General features: G+C 38.6%; 22 protein-coding genes. 13 read left to right on the top strand and 9 right to left on the bottom strand.

What is annotated here, in order from left to right; translation table 11 throughout:
- Nucleotides 1–224 precede the first annotated feature (224 nt).
- Entirely contained in the window at nt 225–761 is a 537-nt protein-coding gene (locus tag LEP1GSC195_RS19225) for a TetR/AcrR family transcriptional regulator (RefSeq protein ID WP_015683162.1), read from the bottom strand.
- A 63-nt stretch (nt 762–824) separates the two neighbouring features.
- Between LEP1GSC195_RS19225 and LEP1GSC195_RS19220 the strand changes: the two genes are divergently transcribed.
- Together LEP1GSC195_RS19220 and LEP1GSC195_RS19215 are read left to right on the top strand one after the other, a co-directional pair.
- On the top strand, nt 825–1358 hold the full coding sequence (locus LEP1GSC195_RS19220; protein WP_015683134.1) for a dihydrofolate reductase family protein: 534 nt from the start codon (nt 825–827) through the stop codon (nt 1356–1358).
- A 146-nt stretch (nt 1359–1504) separates the two neighbouring features.
- A complete protein-coding gene (locus tag LEP1GSC195_RS19215; RefSeq protein WP_015683165.1) occupies nt 1505–2293 on the top strand; it encodes a TrmH family RNA methyltransferase in 789 nt (262 codons plus the stop codon).
- A 5-nt stretch (nt 2294–2298) separates the two neighbouring features.
- Here LEP1GSC195_RS19215 and LEP1GSC195_RS19210 read toward each other — a convergent pair whose 3' ends face one another.
- Genes LEP1GSC195_RS19210 through LEP1GSC195_RS19195 form a run of 4 tightly spaced genes read right to left on the bottom strand, consistent with a single transcriptional unit; the run spans nt 2299 to nt 7535 of the window.
- Nucleotides 2299–3345 carry a serine/threonine protein kinase gene (locus LEP1GSC195_RS19210; protein WP_040507284.1) on the bottom strand — a complete coding sequence of 349 codons (1047 nt, stop codon included), beginning with the start codon at nt 3343–3345 and terminating at the stop codon, nt 2299–2301.
- A 9-nt stretch (nt 3346–3354) separates the two neighbouring features.
- Nucleotides 3355–4251 (bottom strand): diguanylate cyclase DgcR, encoded by an 897-nt coding sequence (dgcR, locus tag LEP1GSC195_RS19205; protein ID WP_015683139.1) that lies wholly within the window; start codon nt 4249–4251, stop codon nt 3355–3357.
- 12 nt (nt 4252–4263) lie between these two features.
- Nucleotides 4264–6057, bottom strand: coding sequence for a hypothetical protein (locus LEP1GSC195_RS19200; protein WP_040507283.1), 1794 nt, complete (start codon nt 6055–6057; stop codon nt 4264–4266).
- Nucleotides 6054–7535, bottom strand: coding sequence for a hypothetical protein (locus LEP1GSC195_RS19195; protein WP_015683150.1), 1482 nt, complete (start codon nt 7533–7535; stop codon nt 6054–6056). The genes LEP1GSC195_RS19200 and LEP1GSC195_RS19195 overlap by 4 nt, the downstream gene beginning before the upstream one ends.
- Nucleotides 7536–7677: 142 nt before the next feature.
- Between LEP1GSC195_RS19195 and LEP1GSC195_RS19190 the strand changes: the two genes are divergently transcribed.
- The 3 genes from LEP1GSC195_RS19190 to mdoH are packed head-to-tail and all read left to right on the top strand — an operon-like array spanning nt 7678 to nt 11703.
- Nucleotides 7678–9252, top strand: a complete 1575-nt coding sequence (locus tag LEP1GSC195_RS19190) for a glucan biosynthesis protein (RefSeq protein WP_015683158.1) — start codon at nt 7678–7680, stop codon at nt 9250–9252.
- The gene (locus LEP1GSC195_RS19185; protein ID WP_015683171.1) at nt 9236–9625 is read left to right on the top strand and encodes a hypothetical protein; all 390 of its coding nucleotides are present in this window, start codon (nt 9236–9238) and stop codon (nt 9623–9625) included. The genes LEP1GSC195_RS19190 and LEP1GSC195_RS19185 overlap by 17 nt, the downstream gene beginning before the upstream one ends.
- Nucleotides 9622–11703, top strand: coding sequence for a glucans biosynthesis glucosyltransferase MdoH (gene mdoH, locus LEP1GSC195_RS19180; protein ID WP_015683130.1), 2082 nt, complete (start codon nt 9622–9624; stop codon nt 11701–11703). Before LEP1GSC195_RS19185 ends, mdoH begins: the two co-directional genes overlap by 4 nt.
- Here the strand turns inward: mdoH and LEP1GSC195_RS19175 are convergent.
- Nucleotides 11642–12607 carry a YheT family hydrolase gene (locus LEP1GSC195_RS19175; protein WP_040507282.1) on the bottom strand — a complete coding sequence of 322 codons (966 nt, stop codon included), beginning with the start codon at nt 12605–12607 and terminating at the stop codon, nt 11642–11644. The genes mdoH and LEP1GSC195_RS19175 overlap by 62 nt on opposite strands.
- Nucleotides 12608–12720: 113 nt before the next feature.
- Here LEP1GSC195_RS19175 and LEP1GSC195_RS19170 point away from each other — a divergent pair, with 113 nt between their 5' ends.
- On the top strand, nt 12721–13167 hold the full coding sequence (locus tag LEP1GSC195_RS19170; protein WP_015683140.1) for a hypothetical protein: 447 nt from the start codon (nt 12721–12723) through the stop codon (nt 13165–13167).
- 61 nt (nt 13168–13228) lie between these two features.
- Here LEP1GSC195_RS19170 and LEP1GSC195_RS19165 read toward each other — a convergent pair whose 3' ends face one another.
- Entirely contained in the window at nt 13229–13810 is a 582-nt protein-coding gene (locus tag LEP1GSC195_RS19165; RefSeq protein WP_040507281.1) for a helix-turn-helix domain-containing protein, read from the bottom strand.
- A gap of 779 nt (nt 13811–14589) precedes the next feature.
- On the opposite strand from LEP1GSC195_RS19165, the gene LEP1GSC195_RS19160 reads away from it, so the two are divergent.
- From LEP1GSC195_RS19160 to LEP1GSC195_RS19140, 5 genes are all read left to right on the top strand, one after another.
- On the top strand, nt 14590–15321 hold the full coding sequence (locus LEP1GSC195_RS19160; protein WP_040507288.1) for a ParA family protein: 732 nt from the start codon (nt 14590–14592) through the stop codon (nt 15319–15321).
- Between the two features lie 27 nt (nt 15322–15348).
- Nucleotides 15349–16227 (top strand): ParB/RepB/Spo0J family partition protein, encoded by an 879-nt coding sequence (locus LEP1GSC195_RS19155; RefSeq protein WP_015683151.1) that lies wholly within the window; start codon nt 15349–15351, stop codon nt 16225–16227.
- Between the two features lie 537 nt (nt 16228–16764).
- The gene (locus LEP1GSC195_RS19150; RefSeq protein ID WP_040507287.1) at nt 16765–17391 is read left to right on the top strand and encodes a helix-turn-helix domain-containing protein; all 627 of its coding nucleotides are present in this window, start codon (nt 16765–16767) and stop codon (nt 17389–17391) included.
- Nucleotides 17392–17422: 31 nt separating this feature from the next.
- Nucleotides 17423–17608: a DUF1653 domain-containing protein gene (locus LEP1GSC195_RS19145; RefSeq protein ID WP_040507280.1), complete on the top strand. Its 186-nt coding sequence runs from the start codon at nt 17423–17425 to the stop codon at nt 17606–17608.
- A 43-nt stretch (nt 17609–17651) separates the two neighbouring features.
- Nucleotides 17652–18125, top strand: coding sequence for a PaaI family thioesterase (locus LEP1GSC195_RS19140; protein ID WP_015683136.1), 474 nt, complete (start codon nt 17652–17654; stop codon nt 18123–18125).
- Between the two features lie 8 nt (nt 18126–18133).
- Here LEP1GSC195_RS19140 and LEP1GSC195_RS19135 read toward each other — a convergent pair whose 3' ends face one another.
- Nucleotides 18134–18739 carry a TetR/AcrR family transcriptional regulator gene (locus LEP1GSC195_RS19135; protein ID WP_015683143.1) on the bottom strand — a complete coding sequence of 202 codons (606 nt, stop codon included), beginning with the start codon at nt 18737–18739 and terminating at the stop codon, nt 18134–18136.
- A 115-nt stretch (nt 18740–18854) separates the two neighbouring features.
- Here LEP1GSC195_RS19135 and ppnP point away from each other — a divergent pair, with 115 nt between their 5' ends.
- The gene (ppnP, locus tag LEP1GSC195_RS19130; protein WP_015683175.1) at nt 18855–19166 is read left to right on the top strand and encodes a pyrimidine/purine nucleoside phosphorylase; all 312 of its coding nucleotides are present in this window, start codon (nt 18855–18857) and stop codon (nt 19164–19166) included.
- Here the strand turns inward: ppnP and LEP1GSC195_RS19125 are convergent.
- Nucleotides 19157–19336 carry a YegP family protein gene (locus LEP1GSC195_RS19125; RefSeq protein ID WP_015683155.1) on the bottom strand — a complete coding sequence of 60 codons (180 nt, stop codon included), beginning with the start codon at nt 19334–19336 and terminating at the stop codon, nt 19157–19159. The two genes, ppnP and LEP1GSC195_RS19125, sit on opposite strands and share 10 nt — an antisense overlap.
- Nucleotides 19337–19470: 134 nt before the next feature.
- Between LEP1GSC195_RS19125 and LEP1GSC195_RS19120 the strand changes: the two genes are divergently transcribed.
- On the top strand, nt 19471–21342 hold the full coding sequence (locus tag LEP1GSC195_RS19120; protein ID WP_040507279.1) for a 7TM diverse intracellular signaling domain-containing protein: 1872 nt from the start codon (nt 19471–19473) through the stop codon (nt 21340–21342).
- Nucleotides 21343–21391: the final 49 nt, after the last annotated feature.

Here is a 21391-nt window from a genome sequence, read left to right as displayed (position 1 = left end):
GTGCGGGGATCAATATTCATTTTGGTTGGGGAAAATCCGAGATTTCAAATAAATAGTTTTTTCCTATGTAATTTTATCAACTACAAATGTTAATTTGTTAAGGAAATTCACTAAAATAAGAAGGAAAGAACCTCAAAACCAGAATTAGGTGGTGTTGGTCCGAAACTTACAATGACCCCAAACATTGCTTTATAATATGATAGCTATACTTTGAAGCCGATCTGTTAGATTTTTGAGAATTGATTTAGCAGATATACCAAAGCAGTTTCAAATTCCTTCCGATTCGCTAGTAATGTTACTTCTTTTATTTTCCCTTTGGAAAACGAGGTGAAGGCTAGGGCATTACCATGAATAAAATCGATCAGAATGTTTAAAATTTTCTCTGTCTCCGCCACTGGGTAGGATTTTTGGAGCAACTGTTTCAGCTTTTGATTGAGTGATAAAACAGAAGGGAAATCTTCATGAGAATTTTTGATTAAGTATAAAGACATTCCTGGGTAATCAATAAATAGATTCCAATAAGTTATAAGAATTTTCTTAATACTGCTATTAGAATTTTTTTCAAAAAATAGAGCCTCTTCTTGGAACCGATTGAATATCTGTTCTACCATTGCCTTCGTAAGTTCTTCCTTATTATCAAAATAATGGTAGATTGCCATTGGGTCCAATTCCAATTTTGTAGCCAATTTTCGCATACTAAAGGATTCATATCCCTCTTTTTCGCAAATTTTTAAAGCAGCTTGTATAATTTTTTGTTTCATTTTAATTTGATTAATTCTACGGTGTAGAAACAAAAGCTCTACGACGTAGAATTAATATTGAATATGGTAAATTATAAAGCATTTATTGCAAGCAGTTTAGACGGATTTATAGCAAGATCCGATGGTTCACTCGACTGGTTAACATCCAATGAATATACGTTAGAAGACAATGATTTAGGATATTCTTCTTTTATGCAGAGTATCGATTGTATTGTTATGGGTAGAATTACTTTTGAGACAGTATTGCACTTTGAGCCATATCCATTTGCAACTGTTCCGGTTTATGTATTAACTCGGAATCCTGGTTACAAGTTTGAATCTCACCACCCAGTTTCTATATTCAATGGAAAACTCGAAGAGTTGACTTCAATTTTAGAAAAAAAACAAGTTAAATCCGCCTATGTAGATGGAGGGCAATTGATTCAATCCTTTATCACTGAACAGATATTAGATGAAATTACCATCACAAGAATCCCTGTTTTACTAGGTTCAGGATTGCCCCTGTTTGGTTATTTGGATCAAGAGCAGAAACTAAAACACATCCAAACTCTGACTTATGCAAATGGCTTTGTTCAATCGAAGTACCATCTGATATAACATGAACTTTCTGAAAGAATATTGCCGAAAATGTATTCTTTAGTTGAAGGAAAGAGGGAACTGTGTTAGAGGTTTTAGGACAAACCCACAAGCCCACCTCCACCACCCTATTCAGGGCGGGGGCTTTCTAGGAGTAATGAGACATAATGCTGACCATTGACTCTCCACAAGACCCTAGGCTTGCCGCCTACCAACTCCTCAAAGCAAAGGAGGATCCTTCCGATCGGTTTATTGCAGACCATGAAAAAACAGCAATCCGCCTTCTCAATTCCACTCTCCGGGTAGAGTCGGTGTTCTGCACACCAAAGTATTGGGAAAAACATAAAGACCTCATCCAATCCAAATTGTCAGACACTAACCAGTGTTTTGTTGCCGATAAATCACTATTTGAAAAAACCATAGGATTTTCTGTCCACCAAGGATTTATGGCAGTAGGTTATCAAAGATGGAATTCCTTATCAGAAATTGAATCTCCCATACTATTAGTAAACTCCATCGTTGATAGCGAAAACATTGGATCTATTCTACGTACAGCAGCAGCATTTGGAATCCAATCTGTTCTTTTTGATTCGAAATCAGCCTCACCTTATTTGCGTCGAAGTGTCAGAGTTTCCATGGGGTCACTATTCCAAATCCGATTGGTTCGCATTCCCGACCCAAGAGAAACAATAATCTCTTTGAAAGCATCAGGAAATCTAATTTTATCTCTTAGTCTACCGAGAGAAGGAACGGATTTAACATCTAAAACAAAGTCTGTTTATGAAGTGGGTAAACAAAACAAATTTGTACTGGTCGTTGGTAATGAAGCGGAAGGGATAGAGTCGGAGGTTCTCAGTTTATCGGACCAATTAATTTACATACCGATGAAAAACCAAATTGACTCCTTAAATGTATCACACGCACTCGCAGTTGCTTTATCGCATCTGCTTGGTTAGTTACATTAGTTTTCCCAATCCCAAAAAAAATCTTTATTTGTCATTTCAGGCTCTGTATCTGCCGGGTTTGTGATTCCGTCAATTGACTGTTCTTCCAAGTCTTTTTTTGCAGACTCCAAATCTAAGGTTTCTTTCAGCCAATACTCTTCTGTACCGAAATGAGGAAACAATGATGGAAAAGAAGGATCTTCCCATCGCTTCGCAATCCATGCAGCATAATGAATGTATCTGACAATACGAAGAGGTTCTACCAATTGCAGCCAGTTTTCATCAAACTCAGCAAACATTGTATAACCTTGCAGGAACTGGAACAAATCATTTTTTCGGTCTGATTCACCTAACGGGAGTAACATCCAAAAATCTTGAACAATGGGCCCTGTTAAAAAATCATCAAAATCTAAAATACTATACCCTTCTGGCGAAACGAGCAAATTTCCTTTGTGGCAATCACCATGAATTCGTTGGAATGGAATTTGGTATTCTTTCACTAAAGACTCAAAAATTTCAAAAGATCTTAACGCCGTTGCCTTATACCTTTCCGCCAAAGCATTGTTTGGTATCAGATTTTTGTTTAGTATAAAGTTTAATGATTCCAAGCCGTATGTAGGAATATCTAAAGTAGGACGATGGATTGAACTTGATCGTTTTCCAACGGCATGAATCCTTCCGAGAAGTGCACCTACTCTTTCCAAATCTCCGCCGGCGATTTCTTCCACAATCCGACCATTCCGAAGTGGCCAAATTGCAAAATAAATTCCAGACCATTCAAATAGAGTTTTCTCCTCAATGGCAATCGGAGTTAGAACGGGAATTTCTTCCAAAGCGAGCTCTTGTAAAAAAGTATGTTCTTCCAAAATTTCATCGTAGGACCACTTTCCTGGTCTATAAAACTTTACAACGATTCTTCCCGCATTTGATGTTTCAATATCGTACACACGATTTTCAACACTATTTAAAGGATAGAACCGTCCCGTAGGTTCATAACCTAATGATTCTAGAGCGTTTAGTATGGTATCGGGTGTTAGCTGGTAGAACGAGTGATTGATATCCAATTTGATAATTTAACTTACGATCCGATTTCGACCAGAAGACTTTGCTTCATACAAAAGTTTATCGGCAGTCCTGAGTAGTTCCATTGGATTTTCTATAGGTGTGATGTCTCCGCCTGCCACCCCGCCACTAAAGGAAATTTTAAATTTTTGTCCAGTCTCCGATTGTAATTCAATATCAGAAACCATCTCGCGAATTTTATCCAATACTCTTGCAGCGTCGACAACCGCCGTTTCTGGAAAAACAATCACAAATTCTTCACCACCAAATCGAGAAATGATATCTGACTTCCGGAGAGATGATTTTAATTCTGAAGCAATTCGTTTTAACACAATGTCTCCCGTTTCATGACCATAGGTATCATTGACTTTTTTAAAAAAATCAATATCGATCATCGCTAAAGAAAGATTGTGTTTGTGTCTTTTACACCTTTGGAACTCTTGATCAATCCTCTCTTCCATATAACGACGGTTATATAGCCCAGTCATTACGTCACGGATCGCAGTTTCTCGCAACTGATCATGTAAAGATTTCATTCTTAAAGCGCTGAAGATTCTAGCTAAAAGTTCAATCTCTTTGGCAGGTTTAGTAATATAATCAGTAGCACCTGCCTCAATTGCTAGTTTAAGATTCTCAGGTTCCGTATGGCCAGTAACCATAATGATAGGAAGCCAACCCACTGGAGAGGAAGAGAATATTTCTGAGATAAGTTCAATCCCAGATCCATCAGGTAATTCCCAATCGAGGAGGACCACATCAATTTGGTCTTTGATAATGATCGCCCTGGCATCAGAAAGAGACACTGCTTCAATGGGAACGTATCCATGATTCGAAATCCATCGGTTGAGAAGTTTTCTTTGTAATTCAGAATCTTCTATGATGAGAATTTTTTTTCCTTCTTTCTCCATTCACCAAGGATTTCATTTTTTCTTTTTTTTACCTAGTATTTTTTCAACTTCTCCCTCTTCTAAAGGAACTTTTACTACAGTTCCTCCTTCTTTACGGATCTGGTCCATATCAACTACAGCTCCCGTCAAGAGACGAGATGCTCTTTTCGAACCATCTTTTACACCATAAACGACCCACTTACCCCCTTCAAGGGATAACACTAAGTATGTACAATCGGCGACTGCAAGTACCGAATGCGCTGATATATGGGATACAAATTCATAACTGAGTACAATCCCTGATCCAATCATTACGCCTGAAGGGACACCAACTGCTTTTGTTAATTGATACACGCCGTAGGTAGTTCCTGTCCCAAAGGAGGCAGCCGTCCCCACTACTCCGACAGTTCCCGCAACTACTTTCGAGGAAGTATATGTGACTGTTTGTGCTGTTGCCGAAGCTCCTGCAAACGTTGCTCCAGTCACCGTTCCAGATACAGCAAGGCCTCCACCGAGAACCGTTTGTCCAGTAGTAACACCCACAAGGCTCATCGGAGCCAAAATATATTTACCGGAAGATTCAGTAACAACAGCAGCAGTTTTTACGGAATAAGCAGTTGTTTTTCTAGCAACAGCAGAAGTTACCTTCGCACCTTTTTCCATAGACTGAACAGATTCGTTTAATACAACTTCCGTACTATTCAATAATGCACCTAACGCAAGTTCTATACTTGGAGCCGTAATGTATACCACTCCCTTTCCTGCTAATGCAAAAGTTTCCACTAAACAATAAAGACCTGTACCCGCAGAATTAGTAACAACAGCAGCAGGATAAATGATTCCATTCCAAGTAATATACCCAACAGACAATAATGTCATTTTCCCAATAGGTTTGATTATACTATCGTAAAACAATGCCTTGGTGGTTCTTGAAAATGCTTTGAGTAAAGCCAAGGGAACTCCCTCCCCATCAGCAATGGATTCCAAATCAGCTTTGGCCCGACCCAACTCTTGCGAAGTATCTTGTCCAAAAGTAAAGATGGTTTCTTTCCAACTCCCAAATATTTTCTCAGAAACAGAAGAACGAAGATCTTCAATCTCCGAAAATCTTCGTTTCCAACTCCCAGACTTCAAATCATCATAAGTATCATTATAAGTAGATTTAAGTACCTCGTCTAAATCAACATATCCATAGACGGTTGACTCATATACCTTTTGGAATTCTTCCTTATACTCATTGAATCTTTTTTTCGCCGAGGGCGAACGGTCCACTGCTTCTTTATGGTTTAGTTGCATATCCGCCCATTCATTCCAATCTTTTCGAATGGCTTCTGAGTTTGTGACAACCGCTTTATGAGTGTCCATCCCTCGTTCCAAGGAAGATCCAACCATCCCGTAAGATTCTGCTACCGAGGCGTACATAATAAATAACCCTGGTTTGGTGGCGTTTTCATTGAGATATTGAACAGCGGCATCACCCTTTTCGCTTACCTTTCCTGCAGCAGACCAACTCATTTTGGTTCCATCTTTGACAATGACAACCGACTCTCTTGCCTTTAAAACAGAACGGGAAAATTCGTCGCTAGCAAACCCGATTCTTTGACCCATCACAAATACGGTAGATTCATGAAAGGGAGGGACAAATTTGATGCTTGTCCCTTTTACCGGAAGGGCTCCTTGGTAATAAAGAGACGAGTGACCTTCGATTGCTAATTTTTTGGTATTCTTGAGTGGATCTTCTGTTTTTTTATCAGAGCCCGAACAATTTTGGAAGAATACAGAAAGTAAAATAGAAACTAAAATTATTTGATACATGTTTGATTTCATTTTTTTTCAGAGGCCTTTATTGCATTTGCACGTTTCGATTGTTCTGCTATTTCTGCATCCAATACTTTTTTTATTATTTTTGGATCGTCAGTAAGGATCTTTACTTTTCCTGCTTTTTTTGCTTCTTCTAAATTGATGACTGTTCCTGTCGGTGCATCGTCAAATCCTGCGTAGTTACCTTTCACAACGGCAATCACTACACGGGGGCCATCATAAGTAATGAATATTGGTCCATCCACTGCTGCTAACACTAATTGTGAAGGAAGAACTGTGAGGGCAGTGTATCCTAAAATCATACCAGAACTCATCGCATAAAATCCAGCCTCTGCGCTTCCTTTCGACAAATCATATACCATCCCCGTGGCGTATGCTCCAGTATCATAGGTGGCTCCACCAACAGCCCCGATCGTTCCCCCAGCAGTGGTGGCTGCAACAGATGTCACTTGGTTGAAGGCAGCAAGTGTAGTTCCACCTGTATAGGTTGGAATAGTGGATGATGCAGAAAGTATCCCAATGGAACTAAAAAGACCCGCTTCCAAAGTTGGCGAAATGACCCGATAACCCGACTTAGTCGAATAATAAAAGACAACACCTGTCGAAATCAATGCATTCGCTGAAAAGTTCATTGTTTGCGAAAGGGGAACATAAACCCCATTTACCACCAATATCTCTCCCGTATTTTTACCCGTTTTGACAATGGGAGAGACCATCACTTCTTTGAGTGCAACGGAATATCCTTGGAATATATCAACGAGTGCAAGGAGTGAATTCCCACGATCTCCTGATTCTTCATAATTTTTTGTAAACTCATCGGAGGCTTTCGAAAAGGAATCACCCCATGCAGAAACTATATTTTTCGAATTCTTGTTTAATGTTGTAACAAATAAATCATTCAACGTATCAGTAGTTTTGCTACGTTCTCCAGAGATTTCGCCCAAAGTGGAGCGCATAAGTTTTATGTCTGAATCCATTTTCGGAACCATATAAATATAACCTAACACAAACCTGGAACCTGCTTCTTCAAAACTTTCTTTTGAAACCTTCCACTCAGCTTTGCTCAATTGCCAACCAGCATCATAGATATCTTCTGTTCTTCTCGAAGAATCTGCGATCCCACTGCCAGTCCAGGAAAGAACGGAAGTCATAGTTTCGCCCAATTTACCAGGATAGTCGACACTACGTTTTTTTAAATGCACAAGTATCATTGCCTTGGCAACTCGTGCGCTGATTCCACCATTTTCATAGGCCAAATCCATACTCTTTTTCCCTGAAGGAATGACTGCCCATCCATTCGCCAAAAGGTTCTTTCTCGAACCAAGGGAGTTGGCAGTAAGCGGAGCAATTTTTTTGAATGATTGCGGCTTGTTGGAAGTAAACACGGATTCACCAAGTATCTTATCAGTTTTTTGTGAACCAGAACATTGCAGAAATAAGGTGACGGCTAACAGGGAAAAGGATTTTACAGAAACAAGTTTCATAAGATGAGGGAACGGTATAGAAACGTTTGAAATATGCAATATAAAAAAAGAACCATCCTGCTTAATCCATGTTTAGTGAGGCAAAAACGCCACATTAGATTATTTACGTGACCCTATAGATTCAATAATAATCATTACACCTATGAAGAAACTGAACATATATCTTGCACTCATTGCCTTGGTATTGTGTGTCATCATCATCATCCGAAAAAACGATCTAACCTTAAACAAAATAGCCACTTTGATGGCTATATCCACTCCCACTGAAGTTTTCGACTTTCATAGCGCAGACTTAATCGCAAAACAAAAACTGAAGTCTAAATTTTCTCCCACTCCTGAATTCAAAATTCCTGGGCTAGATGGAATCAGCTATGATGAGTATAGACAAATCGAATACAAACCCGATGTAGCAATTTGGAAAAATCTGGCCCTCCCCTACCAACTCCACTTCTTTCATCCAGGACATATCTATAGCAACGGAATTCAAATTTACGAAGTGATTAATGAAAAACCTGTAGAAATCCCTTATGATGCTTCACGTTTTAATTTTGGTGATTTGCCACTCACAGACTCTTTCACAGAACTAACCAAAAACCTACATTATACTGGCTTTCGCATTCATTATCCTATCAATCAAAAGGAATCATTAGAAGAATTTTTAGTCTTTCAGGGATCCTCTTATTTCAGAGCCATTTCCAAAGGTCAGGTCTATGGATTATCTGGAAGAGGACTTGCTATCAACACTGGCCCAAAAGACAAAGAAGAATTTCCTGTCTTTGAAAGTTTCTATATCAAACGACCACAAAAAACCGACACTGCCATTACTATCTATGCCATCATGAATAGCGAATCCGTAGTTGGTTCGTATGAATTCATCGTAAAACCTGGTGAGGTCACAACCATTGATGTACGGACCAAAATCTATCTACGTAAAAAAATCAAACGCCTGGGTTTTGCTCCCGTCACTTCCATGTATTTATATGGAGAATCCGACAATCCCATTTTAGGAAACATCCATCCCGAAGTTCATGACTCAGATGGTCTACTCACACAAAACAAATCGGGAGACTGGGAGTGGAGGCCACTCATCAATCCCAAGAAAACCCAACTAACAAGAATTTCATTAGATTCTCCATTAGGATATGGACTTATCCAAAGAGATCGTAAGTTCAAAAGTTACCAAGATGAAAAACTCAAATACCACTTAAGACCAAGTGTATGGGTAGAACCAAAAGGTGATTGGGGAAAAGGAAATTTGTATTTACTCGAGTTCACAACCAATTTAGATTCCGATGACAATGTTACTACTTTTTGGGAACCCGCCGTCCCACCAAATCTAAACGAAGGTTATGAATTCCAATATACACTCCATTATACGGAAAAATCTCCCAAACAACATACACTCGGAAAAGCATCTGCTTTTTACAGAGGAGTCGACCCCTTATTTCCAAAAGAAAAAGTCTTCACACTTTACTTTACAGGCGACTATCTAAAATCTTTGGATCGGAGAACTACTCTCAAAGCAATCATCAAAAACAATATAATCCCTACCGAACAAATTCGTTATAAAATTGAAAAAATTTCAGAATTAGACCAGTGGCGTTTACAAATCTGGTATCCCGCATCTATAAATGAATCAGATTGGTCTATTTTCCTTGAAAACCAAAATCAAAGAATAACTGAAACATGGATTTATCGCGATGGCTTATCCAAATAACATGGAATATTTGAACGAGTTTAGCGAGAGGATCCGTTCCTACTTAATTTTAAGTGGGATCCATAACGAATATAAAATCGCGGAAATTTTAAACGATTTTTTCAAATCCACACATTTAGATATAAACTTCCCATCCGATTGGAAACTTTGGCAGAGTTATTTACAAAACAAAAAAATAGAACCAACTCATCTATTACCAATCGCTGGTAGGTCTTGGCAATTCGGATCCATGATTCCGCAGTCTGCTGAATGGAAACGAGACACTAAACAAAAGAAACAATCTATTATCGGTTCTTTAAAACCACTGTTTATCATTGCTTCTATTTTCCTTTGGAGCCTTCTCTACTACTTAATTATATTTAGGCTGTTATGATCAATATCCAACGCACAGTATTCTTTTTAACTTTTATCACACCTGTCATCTGGGGTTTTAGTTTATTTATTGAAATCATTTCTTTTCGAGGAATTGAAATCACTGAATACTATCAATTCATAACTCTGATTTTTCTTTTGCCAATGTTGTCCTATGGAGCAAACACAGCCCTTTTCGGATTTTTACTATCTTTCAAAAAAAATGGAGACCCACTTCTTAGGGCAAAACAAATCCCAGAAAACAATTTAGATTTTCCATTACTAGAATCTATCCATGTCGCCGTAGTGATGCCAGTGTACGAAGAAAACGAAATTTCAATTTTTTCTAGAATCAAAGTTATTTTCGAATCAGTAGAAAAAAAACATAAACTGCCAAAACTAGACTTTTTTATTCTGAGTGACACAAGGACTCCAGAAAAATGGATCAAGGAAGAAGCCGCCTATATTGAGTTATGTGAATCGACAAAAAATTTCCATACCTTCCACTACCGCAGGAGAAAAAGCAACCTAAACGGAAAGAGTGGGAACATCGCAGATTTTTGCAGAAGGTGGGGGAAAAAATATAAATATATGGTCATTCTCGATGCCGATAGCCTTGTCTCAGGAGAACTGATCATCCAACTCATTGCAAATATGGAAAAAAATCCATCGGCAGGCATCATCCAATCCAGCACCAAAATTTTTCGCACCACTACCTTATTCCAAAAATTAACAGAATTTTCTTCGTATCTCTTCAGTCCTTTTTTCTTAAAAGGAGCCGGTTTTTGGCAAATCAACTCTTCGGGATACTGGGGACACAATGCCATCTTACGAGTGAAACCATTTATGGAACATTGTGCACTCCCCCACCTTCCCGAATACGGAGGCCTTGGTGGAAAGATTTTAAGCCACGACACCGTCGAAGCCGCTTTGATGCGAAAAGCTGGGTTTGATGTTTTATGTGCTTATGAGTTAGAGGGAAGTTACGAAGAAAATCCACCTAACATTATCGATGTTCTCAAACGAGACCAACGATGGTGCCAAGGAAACCTGCAACATTTTTGGTTTTTATTCGGCAAAAAAATTCCCTTTATTAACCGAATCCATATTCTTAACGGTATTTTATCCTATCTCAATTCACCGATCTGGATGTGTTATATCATCTTAAGTTTGTGGAACTACCTAGAAGACAGCAAATATTTGAATTATTCGATGTTACCCGAAGAATATGAATTCTTTAAATCGCAAATTTATGATCCACTCTATATTAAACTTTTATACTTATCTTTATTGTTGTTATTTCTTCCCAGAGTGCTTAGCTTTATAAGTCTTCCTATTTTACAAATCCTAAAAAAATTCCCAGCCTTTCTACTGGAAACCGCTTTTTCGATACTCATCGCTCCCATCTACATGATCTACCATAGTATCTTTGTTTTTTCCATCCTACTAAACAAACGAATCACTTGGGGCCCACAAAATCGCGATGCCGACTCAGGATACAGTATCCCCTACATACTCTCTTCCTTTTTTGGAGTTACCATTCTCGGTTTCGCATGTGCTTACATAAGTTACACCCACTCCCCAATGTTATTTGTTCTAACAATGCCTATTTGGATCGGCTGGATTTTATCCATTCCTCTGGTAATCCTCACTGGGAAAGAGCAAAAACCATTAAACGAAATACTAAACCCTTCTTTTTGGAAACCAAATAAAAACTTAATTGATCGCTTAGAAGAGGAGTTAACATCACACAAAAATAGTTATCTCGAAGGTCGCGAATTATTTTTTGCCTTAGTGCATCCTATATTTCACAATAGGCACAAACAACTCCAAGGGAATAAACTTTACCAATCTAAACTTCCTAAATCCATCGAAGAAGATCTTGATGTTCTATTAAAACAAGGACCCGAACATTTAGAAAAAAAGTCTCTTCTGAAAATATTATCCAACAGAGAGTTACTCGATTCCTTCTATTCGAAATTTTGGACTTCTAAAAAAACAGATTGGGCAAAGTATTGGACAACCATTTGGGAAGAAATCAACCCATCTTTTTTTCCATCAATTTCCAATAATAAGAAGACCGATTCAAATCCTCAATAAATCCGCAGTGCCCACCTTTCGACTCAATCACAACTTCTAAATACGAGGAGGGAGGGATCTCTGCAAATTCCTTCCACGGAATGACTGGATCATCCATAGAAGTTAGAATGGTTGTTGGAATCCGAACAGATTTAAAAAATAAATCATTCAAAGTATAAGAATCAAAATACTCATCCACCGATGAAAAATGAGAGAACTCTCTCACCATTTTTTCCGTTAAATGCATCACCGATTGGTAATCGTCCAAATCATCAAAGGAATACAAATGAGGAAATAAATTTGCTTTTTTTACGAGAGATGTTTTCCATGAATTCAAAAAATACTTTCGCAGAAAAGGATGTTCATCCATTTTTATAGTGGCTCTTTTTGGATCCAAAGCAGGGCTAAATGCAAAACAATGTTTTAACCCGGGAATTTGATCTGCCACTTTTGAAAGCGAATGACGAGCTGCCATCCGCAAGACAAAGTTCCCTCCCAATGAAAATCCCGCCAAATAAACAGGCCCCTTAGAACCAAAAGTTTTAACAAGTTCTCGCACGGCTTCATAAGTTTCAGGAAGCAAACTGCCGTTAAATATTTCTTCGTTCAGATGATGAGTATCACCATGGTCTCTCAAATTCAGCCTATAAACAGAAAAACCTTTTTTTAAAAAAAATCTCGTGGTTCGAACAATATAACTGGAATGAATGCTACCTTCCCATCCATGAACCAATACAACGAGCCCTTTAGGATGAGGCACTTCATGGACACGCGCAAGAAGTGTTGTGCCGTCTTTTGCCTTCACCGACTTCCACTCACCTGCAATGGAATGCCCATATCGTTTGTCTGATTTAGATTTAAAGGAAGCCATAAATGACTGAACCATGGCGCCAGAAAGAATGGGTAAAGGTTTAAAAAGGCTCATAGGTTATCCCCAACTTTGAGTGAATTGGGATAATTTTCAATAAATTATCCTAGACGATTCAAATCAATTGCAACATCAATTGACAAAGCTAAAAAAGAACTTAGGATTCAATTATGAAATATCTATTTCCTTTTCTTCTCATATTTCTCATCACCTGCCAAAGTTATATGCCATGGAAGTCTGAATGGAGAACAAAGGATGGCACGGAAGTTTTTTATGCTGCCGTTTCTGCAAAAGCAAGTGCACAAGCCATTGAATCTGGCAGTTTAGCAATGCGAAGGAGCACTTGCATCAATGCAACAAATCTCCTCTCCACTTCTCCAAAACTGACCTCCATCCTTCTCGAACAAGAATCCATCCAACTAGACGAAGTAGAGACCAAGGATTTAGGTCGACTCATTTCAGCTCACAAAATCAAACCAAAACAAGATTCCTGCCAGCCGGAAGATGATGGCTATTTTTTCGCAAGCCCCGCTTGGGAAACCTGCCAATGCCTCTATATCATCGAATATCCAGGTGGCAGAAACCAATTCCGCCAAGACTTAACCCAAGTTAAATGAAGCCACAAAAATCCGAGGGGCTTTTTACAATACAGAGAATTTTTGACCCTACGACGGAACCCTACTTAGGAATCGCTTTAAAATGTTCCCAATAAGAAAGCTGTAAGCCGCTCAAAACCTCTGGACCTCGGATCTGCGAAAGAGCAAAACTTGTCGAAAAAGAGAGTCGCCTTTCACTCCACGCCAAAAACTCTTTCCAATCCGCGTCTTTATCTTTTCTTAAAAAATTCTTTTGTATATTTGTATGTACTTCGTATTTAAGAGAAGGCTTCGGATTCGAACAAGACTCAGGTTTGGACGTAATTCCAATTCGGGGTGTCACCTGCACTACAGGAGTTAACTCCTTTTTTGGACTGAAATCCAAACCAGACTCAACCGTCGGTACCACCGGTTTCAAAAATCGCTTCCTACCATCAAATCCAGTTTGTTCCAGAAGCCCTTTCTTTTTTAATTGTGAAACCAAACGCGACACTGTATCTCGTTTCAATCGCAACACCGCACCCAAATATTCATTCGAGGCAAAACATCCGCCCTTGGCATGCAAAGAAACTATCTCTGCATACAACCTAGTCTGGTTCGGCGTAAGGCCCAAATCTTCCATCCACTGGGCGACCCAAACACCGGTTCTCTTTGATTCATTCATAACGACCCCTTATGCCCAACACAAGCCTTCGGCATCCAAAAAAAGTTTTCTTTTTTTAGATTCGCAACAACAGGAAGACAAACCTTCGGTGCTGTTACTAAAAACTGGGAAGTTCTTACGAACGTCCTATTTGGAATTCATTGGAATTCCAGGTGATGTATATAAGCGGAATAAATTGTGGAAGACCGCTTTTGGATATGGAGACACCTCCCCTATCCAATCTCTATTAGCACTAGATTCGATTTTCTGTCAAGTTTAATGTGACATAATTCTAGGACTCAAAAAGACTGAATCCTAGCCAAAACTGCATAAAGAAAATTTCTGATAGGGAGTAGGGGAACCTTAGAAGGAAAAACTGCCGAGAAAAAGAGGAGAGAAGTCTCTCTGAACTGCTTCCACACAATTCAGAGAGTTTACATCACCCGGTTAAAGGGGTTACGTACAATCTAACAATCTACAAATAAAGTACAAGAATTTTTTCTCAAAGACCAAAATAAAAAACTACGGAAAACTTGGGGCGCATCGAATCCATTCCTATTTCCAAATTGAAACCGAAACGACCAGGCTCTCCGCTACAATCTTTCCCTTCGAGAAAGGATTTCCGCTTCGATCCTTTGCGCGGAATTTTTTTTCTACGCAAAGACTGCAATTCCGAACTAACTATTCCTGACTCAAAGACCTTTCTAATTTCAAGGTACGCCGGCGTACTTTTTTAAAAAATATTCTTTATTTTGATTTTTAATTGCACCAAGATGCACCAATCACAAACTCATTTTGCAATGAAGATCATTACAGTTGCCAACATCAAAGGTGGAACTTCCAAATCCACTACCGCCATCCACTTAGCCTTAGCTCTTTCAAAAAAAGGATCCACTTTGGCCATAGACATGGACCCACAAGCGGATCTTTCCGACTTTTTTTTCCCAGAAGAACCCGTCGAATTTTTTGACTCAGGGAATACTCTCTCCGTTTTAAACGCGGAAACCACACTCACAGAATCAGTAAAACCATCAAACAATATTGATGTGTTACCATCAATCATCGAACTTTCTGACTTAAGTTATCTTGCGTCAAAAGATTTTTCGATGATTCCCCGCCTAAAAAATATTTTATTAAAAGCCAAATACGACTACGTAGTCATAGACACTCCCGGGTCCGGATCCTCTGAAAATATTGCCTCCTATCTTCCTGCTTCAGTAATTCTCGTTCCGGTGACACCATCCAAATGGGCAGTCAGAACCGTTGCCCAAGTTCTCAAAAAAGTAGATGAAGCAGAAAGATTCGACGAACAATCCAAAAAAAAATCAGTTATGATCCTCCCCTCTCAGTGGGGAACCTCGCAAAAACAAATGGATCTTCTCGAAAAACTAAATACCATCAAAACCTTAAAAATCCTAGAACCGATCCCTAAAAACGACAGCATTCGGGACCGTACAGAAACCGGAAAACCTCTACAAGAAGGAAGTGCTCCCTGGAAGGCTTTCGAAACTTTAGCGGAGAAACTAAAATAAAGTACGCCGGCGTACCTGATCAAAAAAATGAAGAACAAAGCAAACTACAACCCAGCAGATATCCTTTCTAGAGCCACAGCCAGAACCTCTTCCCTAAACCCATTTTTAAAAGAAGAGGGGACTTCTAATCACAATGCTACAGACATCCCCGTTGACCAAATCCTAACAGAAAATAATCCAAGAAAAACATTTAACGAATCCACCATCAGAGAACTTGCAGAATCCATCTCCCAATACGGGCTTTTACAACCAATTGTCGTAAGGAAAAAAGCAGGAAAGTACGAACTCATCAATGGAGAGAGACGGTTTCGGGCGCACAAACTTCTCAAAAGAAAAACCATTCTTGCGATCGTAAAAAACGTAGAACAAATTGATGTCTCCAAATTACCTGAAATCAAATTGGTTGAAAACCTTCAGCGCGAAGACCTCTCTGAATCTGACCTGGCCCTCTCTCTCCAGGAACTAAAAAACAGACACAAAGAAACCAACGAACAACTGGCGAAACGGATCAACAAATCTGGGCAATGGGTTAAAACGAAAATTGCTCATGCAGAGATTCTAAAAGAAACAAATATCAATACAGCTACCGACAAAAACCATCCCATCTTCCAAATTCCTACAAGTTTATTCACCGAAATTGCACCACTTGATGTACCTAATAGAAAAAAGGCCATCGACTATCTCATCAAAGGCCTGGAAAAAAAGGGGGACTTCCCTTCCCGAAACGACCTAAGGGATTTTGTACGCCCATTAAAGCCAAACAAACTCAAACAAACAAAACCAAAACTTAGCAACCTAGAACTAAAAGATCTAAAAAACAAACTTCTCAAAGTTAAAGAAAAGATATCTCAACTTCAAAATGAAAAATCAATCATTGAAGAGGCAATTCGTAAGTTCAAAAAATAACAAGCAGCAATCTTTCAAATTTAAGTTAGGTTTGTGAGCCCTACTTTTTTTAATAAAAGATAAGAAAAAAACTTGTACTCCATTCGAAAGCAGGCTAAATTGTTCTTAATCCTTAACCGGGTTGAACAATAAAAGCCCTGGGAAGTGTGGTAGCGACCCGGGGCCATTTTCCCTCTTTTCCCCCAAATCTCAAATCGAACATCTGACCCATCCCAATGAGACCTCCCCTGGATTATGTCTCATTTTTTTCTTGACGAAATTTTTGATTTTGTACATATAGGGAACGTTCGGGTCACACAACCGGACACGGCTCTATCACAATGCCGTAATTGTTCAAACCGGAATTCCTAAAAAAGTTCCGAAAGGACGTTCGAAAGAACTTCCAAATTTTCTTTTCTCTACTTTGGAAGGTTTGTTCTAAACAAAAAAACAAATCTTCCAAAGTAGAGTAGGGGAGATGCACCTTTTGGTGTATTGGCAAAAAACAACCAAACGCTCGTAGCCGGAGATGTGTTCGTTTGGAAGAAGGAACCTAAAATGAAAACAAATCGAACAGGAATTTGGATTCCCGTTTGGATCGAGAAATTGAATCTCTCTCATAGCCAAACTAAATTGTATGCAGAAATTGTATCCTTACATGACAAAGGCGGATGTTTTGCATCCAATCGTTATTTCGGTGAAGTCCTTAGCCTTAAGATGGACACAATCTCCCGGCTTATCACCTCTTTGAAAAAACTCGGTCTTTTGGAACAAACCGGATTCGATGGCAGAAGGAGATTCCTACGTCCACTTTTTTCAAATCCGATGACCAAAGAAATCATCTCCGAAAAAGTACCCTTGGAAAAAAATCCAACGCAAGACTTAAAGAAAAACGCAGAAAACCTCCAGGTCCGTCCTGCCCAAAAATCCAATGCAGGTTTGGAAAAAATTCAGTCTCCTTTTACTATTACATTAGAAGTACAAAAAAGAGTACAAAAGAAAAGTCCATGGGAAGAGTTTAAAAATTGGAGTGAAAAAACTTTATCGAAGTCCACCTATTGTCAGATATCCAATCTTTCTTCGCCAGAGTCTTTACAAGGAGCTTTAAGTTTGATTTGGGAAAATTGGAAGGAAACACAATATTACAGTGAATCATTAAGGTCAGCCATCAAATGCGCATATTAATTTTAAAATTCAATTTTCGATGAGGATGGATATGATAGTTTATCGACATAGAAAAACTGGCAATTTGTATCTTAAGTTAGATGAAGCCAAAAACTGTACCAATGCAAATGATGGCCAACTTATGGTGTATTATTGTGAATATGGAAAAGAAAATCCCATGAAATTTGTCAGAGAAAAAACTGAATTTTTGGAAAAATTTGAAGCTGTAAAACTTTAAAAAGTAGATACTTTATTTTGTAATGACATAGGGAGGTTGTTTTATGCAAACACTTACAACCGAAGAGACTCAGAAAATATTAGAAGAGATGACAATCAATTTCAATCACGGAGGAAGAAAGATTACCGTTCCACCGCAGATTTTCGTCGCAATGAAGGCTGAGATTTTATCTTACACCAAAGGGAAAAGTATCACTGTTGCCTTTCCTGTTTCAGAAGACCAAACAAATCCAATGGGGATGATGCAAGGTGGAGTGATTGCAGCGGCGTTTGACAATGCCTTCGGTCCTCTCAGTTACCTAGTGGCAAAACGTCCAACCACTACCATCGATATGAATATTCAATACATTCGTGGAGTGGCTGTAGGCCAACGAGTGATTGTTAAAGCATCAGTGGAAGCAAAAGGCTTCTCCACTATACACATGATAGGCGAGATGCGAACCGAAAAAGATAAACTTTTGGCAACTGCCACAACTAATCTTCTGATTTTAAAAATTCCAGGTGGGGGAGGGGAGTAGAAGAGGATTTAGTTTTTGTAATCGTATCTTTCTAAGACCATTTCAATGATCGTCGGGGTACAGGTTGTTGTATCATTAAAATGTTGGCTCATGATCACACCATGAAGAAAGGTTTTGATGAGAATCATCTCTTTGTCAGGGTCTTTGATTCCGTAAGATCGGAATCTTTCTTTCATTGCTTCTTTGAAAGGGGCAAAACGTTTTTCCACATTTTCTAACATCTTTTTTGAAAGTGAGACGGAACCGGGTTGGAAAAGACATACAGAAATCAAAACCATGGTTTTTCTTTCTTCTTTTGCGAATTGTATCGAACGAATAAAAAATTCCCTAACATATTCTTTAGCGGAAAGATTGGGTGGGATGTTGCTGTAAAACTTCTCTTGTTTTGCTAGGTGATTGTCTATGATTTGTTCAAAAATCTGGTTTTTGCTCTTAAAATAATTATAAGCAAGTCCCTTAGAAATTTTTGCATGGTTTGCAATCATTTCCATGGTAGTTTGTGAGAACCCATGTTTTGCGAATAAAACAATGGCGGAGGTGAGAATCCTTTCAATGGATTTCTCCCTAGCTTGCTGTTTTTTGTTCTCTGATTTCTGTAGGGACTTTATGGGCACTGACTTCACCGTTCTGGTACTTTCGAATTTCGCAAACACTTTTTAATGCCAAATCAAAGAGATGGGGGATGGGAATTCACTTGGAAGCCTGGAACCGATCTAGTTTTTGGTCTGTATGAGTTCATTTGAATCCGTAACAGTACTAAAATCAGCCAATATCTACTTCAATGGGAACGTTACCAGCCGTACGGTCCTCTTTCCGAATGGAGAAAAGAAAACTTTGGGAATTATGATGCCCGGAGAGTATGAATTCGGAGCCGATCAAAAAGAGATCATGGAAATCCAGTCAGGAAAACTTTCCGTTCTTTTGCCTGGATCCGAAACATGGCTCCAAATCGACGGTCAGTCAGTATTTGAAGTCCCTGCTGGATCCAAGTTTAAATTAAAAATTCAAACTGTAACAGACTATTGTTGCTCTTACGTTTGATCAACGATTTCCGCTGTTCCGGCATTATTCTTAACTGAAGTAATCCCGCTTTCACAAGCTTGTTTGGAAGAATACCCTTCGCTTGATGCGATGATTTCTCCATTAGCTGCTTTGAGGCGGAAGCGGAATTCCCCTGCTTTGTCTTTGTAGATTTCGAATTTTGCTGACATGAACCTATCTCCTTGATTTGCCAAGAGTATCTATTGTTTAGGGTTTTTGGCAATACGTTTTCTACTCAATTTTGAATTTGAATTCCAGGGGAGATTATACTTTCCAACAGTGGTATTAGACCCGTTACTTGCCGATGATCCCATTTAGCAGAATTAATTTATTTCTATTCTTTCTGGTTTTTGTGTCTTGTGGCAACAAGTTGCCAGAACGCCCCCTCATTCAATACACCTTTGAAACTAAAACCTTAGAACAAATCCTTTCCGGTGCCGTGGTTTGGTCGAAAGCTCATGAAATGAAATACCATTTTGGTTATTGGAAACCTTCTGTTTGGGTGAAATTTGACTTGGTCAATCCCAATTATGAAACAAATGATTATATTCTCGAATTGGAATCTCCTTGGGTCGATACAGTTTTGTTAGGTTGGCAATCTAACGGAATTGTCATTAGAAAAACATTTGATGGTTCTGGAGCTTTTTCTGAAAGAGAAGTGCAACATAGAAATCCAACTTATAAACTAACATTAAATCCTTTAGAAACCAGAACTATTTATGCTCAAATAAAAAACTCAGGTATATTGAATGCTCCCTTCCGAATTTGGAAGATAAATTCTTTTTTTGATCGGATCGAAAGGGACTATGTAGCTAACGGTATATATTTTGGGATCATCTTTGCTCTTTTGTTATATAACCTATTGATTTACGTTAGTGTTCGGGAAAAGGCATACGTTTACTATTGTTTGTATTTGGCTACTCTCGGAATTAACTATTCTTTGCTCGGTGGTTTTTTAAAACAATTGTTACTTCCAAATGTTGCAATGTCCGTCAAACCTTATCTTTATATTACCGTGAATGCGTCTCTGATCTTTGTTGGACTATTTTCGTTATCCTTTTTGGATTTAAAGAAAATAAACCCACGTTTGGATCGTTTGATATCGTTTAGTGTTGTTGGTTTCGGATTTATGGCAATTTTCTCTCTGATTCTACCTTATAATTGGATGGAAGTTTCTTTTATTTATACATTCCCATATATGTTCCTAGTGCTTATGTCAGCTGGTGCTTACTCCTATATAAAAGGAATAAGATCGTCTTTGTTTTTTTTACTCGCATGGTTCACATTGTTTGTCGGGGTAATTGTTGATTCATTAACAAAGGCATCTCTCATCCCTTTTTCTACCTTTGGTCGATATGGTGTACAGATAGGTACTGCCTTTGAAGTGATTTTGTTTTCTTTGGCTTTGGGTAGGCGGCTGCGTTTTTTGTTGGAAGAAAATTTGATCGCAAAGAACGAACTGATGACGATTAAAAAAGATTTGGAAACAGCACGAAAAATCCAAATGAGGATTTTGCCCGATAAGTTACCCATCAATCAAAAAATATCTATGGAAGTATCTTACCAGCCACTATATGATATAGGGGGCGATTTTTATGATTTTTTTGAATTTTCAGGTGGATTTGGTTTGGTCATTGCTGATGTAACTGGCCATGGAGTGAGTGCAGCACTAGATTCTTCGACAGTAAAAATTGCATTCCGAAATGCAAAAGAGTTTAAACAATCACCGAAAGAGCTGATCGCAGCGATGAATCGTTTTCTCTGCACAAGTCTTCATGCACGTTTTGTAACGGCTGCTTACTTCTATGTTGATTTTGAACAAATGAAGTTACATTTCAGTTCCGCAGGAAGCCCTCCATTTATCTTGATTCGTAACAGAGAAATAGAATCATTCGAATGCCCTGGACTTTTGCTCGGGGTTCGGTCCAATTTTGAATATGAACAGCGAGTGATCACATTGCAAGAAGGCGATCGATTACTTATATTTACGGACGGTTTGTATGAAAATTTAAAACCAGATGAAGACCTGAATTCTATTCTGTTTCCCGAGATATCTCCGATTGCGAACCTTCCTCAAATCTCGTTTCATAAGAATTTTTTAGACCGATTGTCAAGGATGAGGCAGATTTCCAAAGATGATATTACCCTAATTTCTCTTGATATAACTCGAACCTAAACTTCAATAACTACTTTACTTTCTTCGCACCTATTAAATAAATTCTTGC

This window comes from Leptospira wolbachii serovar Codice str. CDC (assembly GCF_000332515.2).
Classification (GTDB): domain Bacteria; phylum Spirochaetota; class Leptospiria; order Leptospirales; family Leptospiraceae; genus Leptospira_A; species Leptospira_A wolbachii.
The sequence above is the reverse complement of the archived record's forward strand: the minus strand, read 5'-3'. Positions and strand labels throughout refer to the sequence as shown.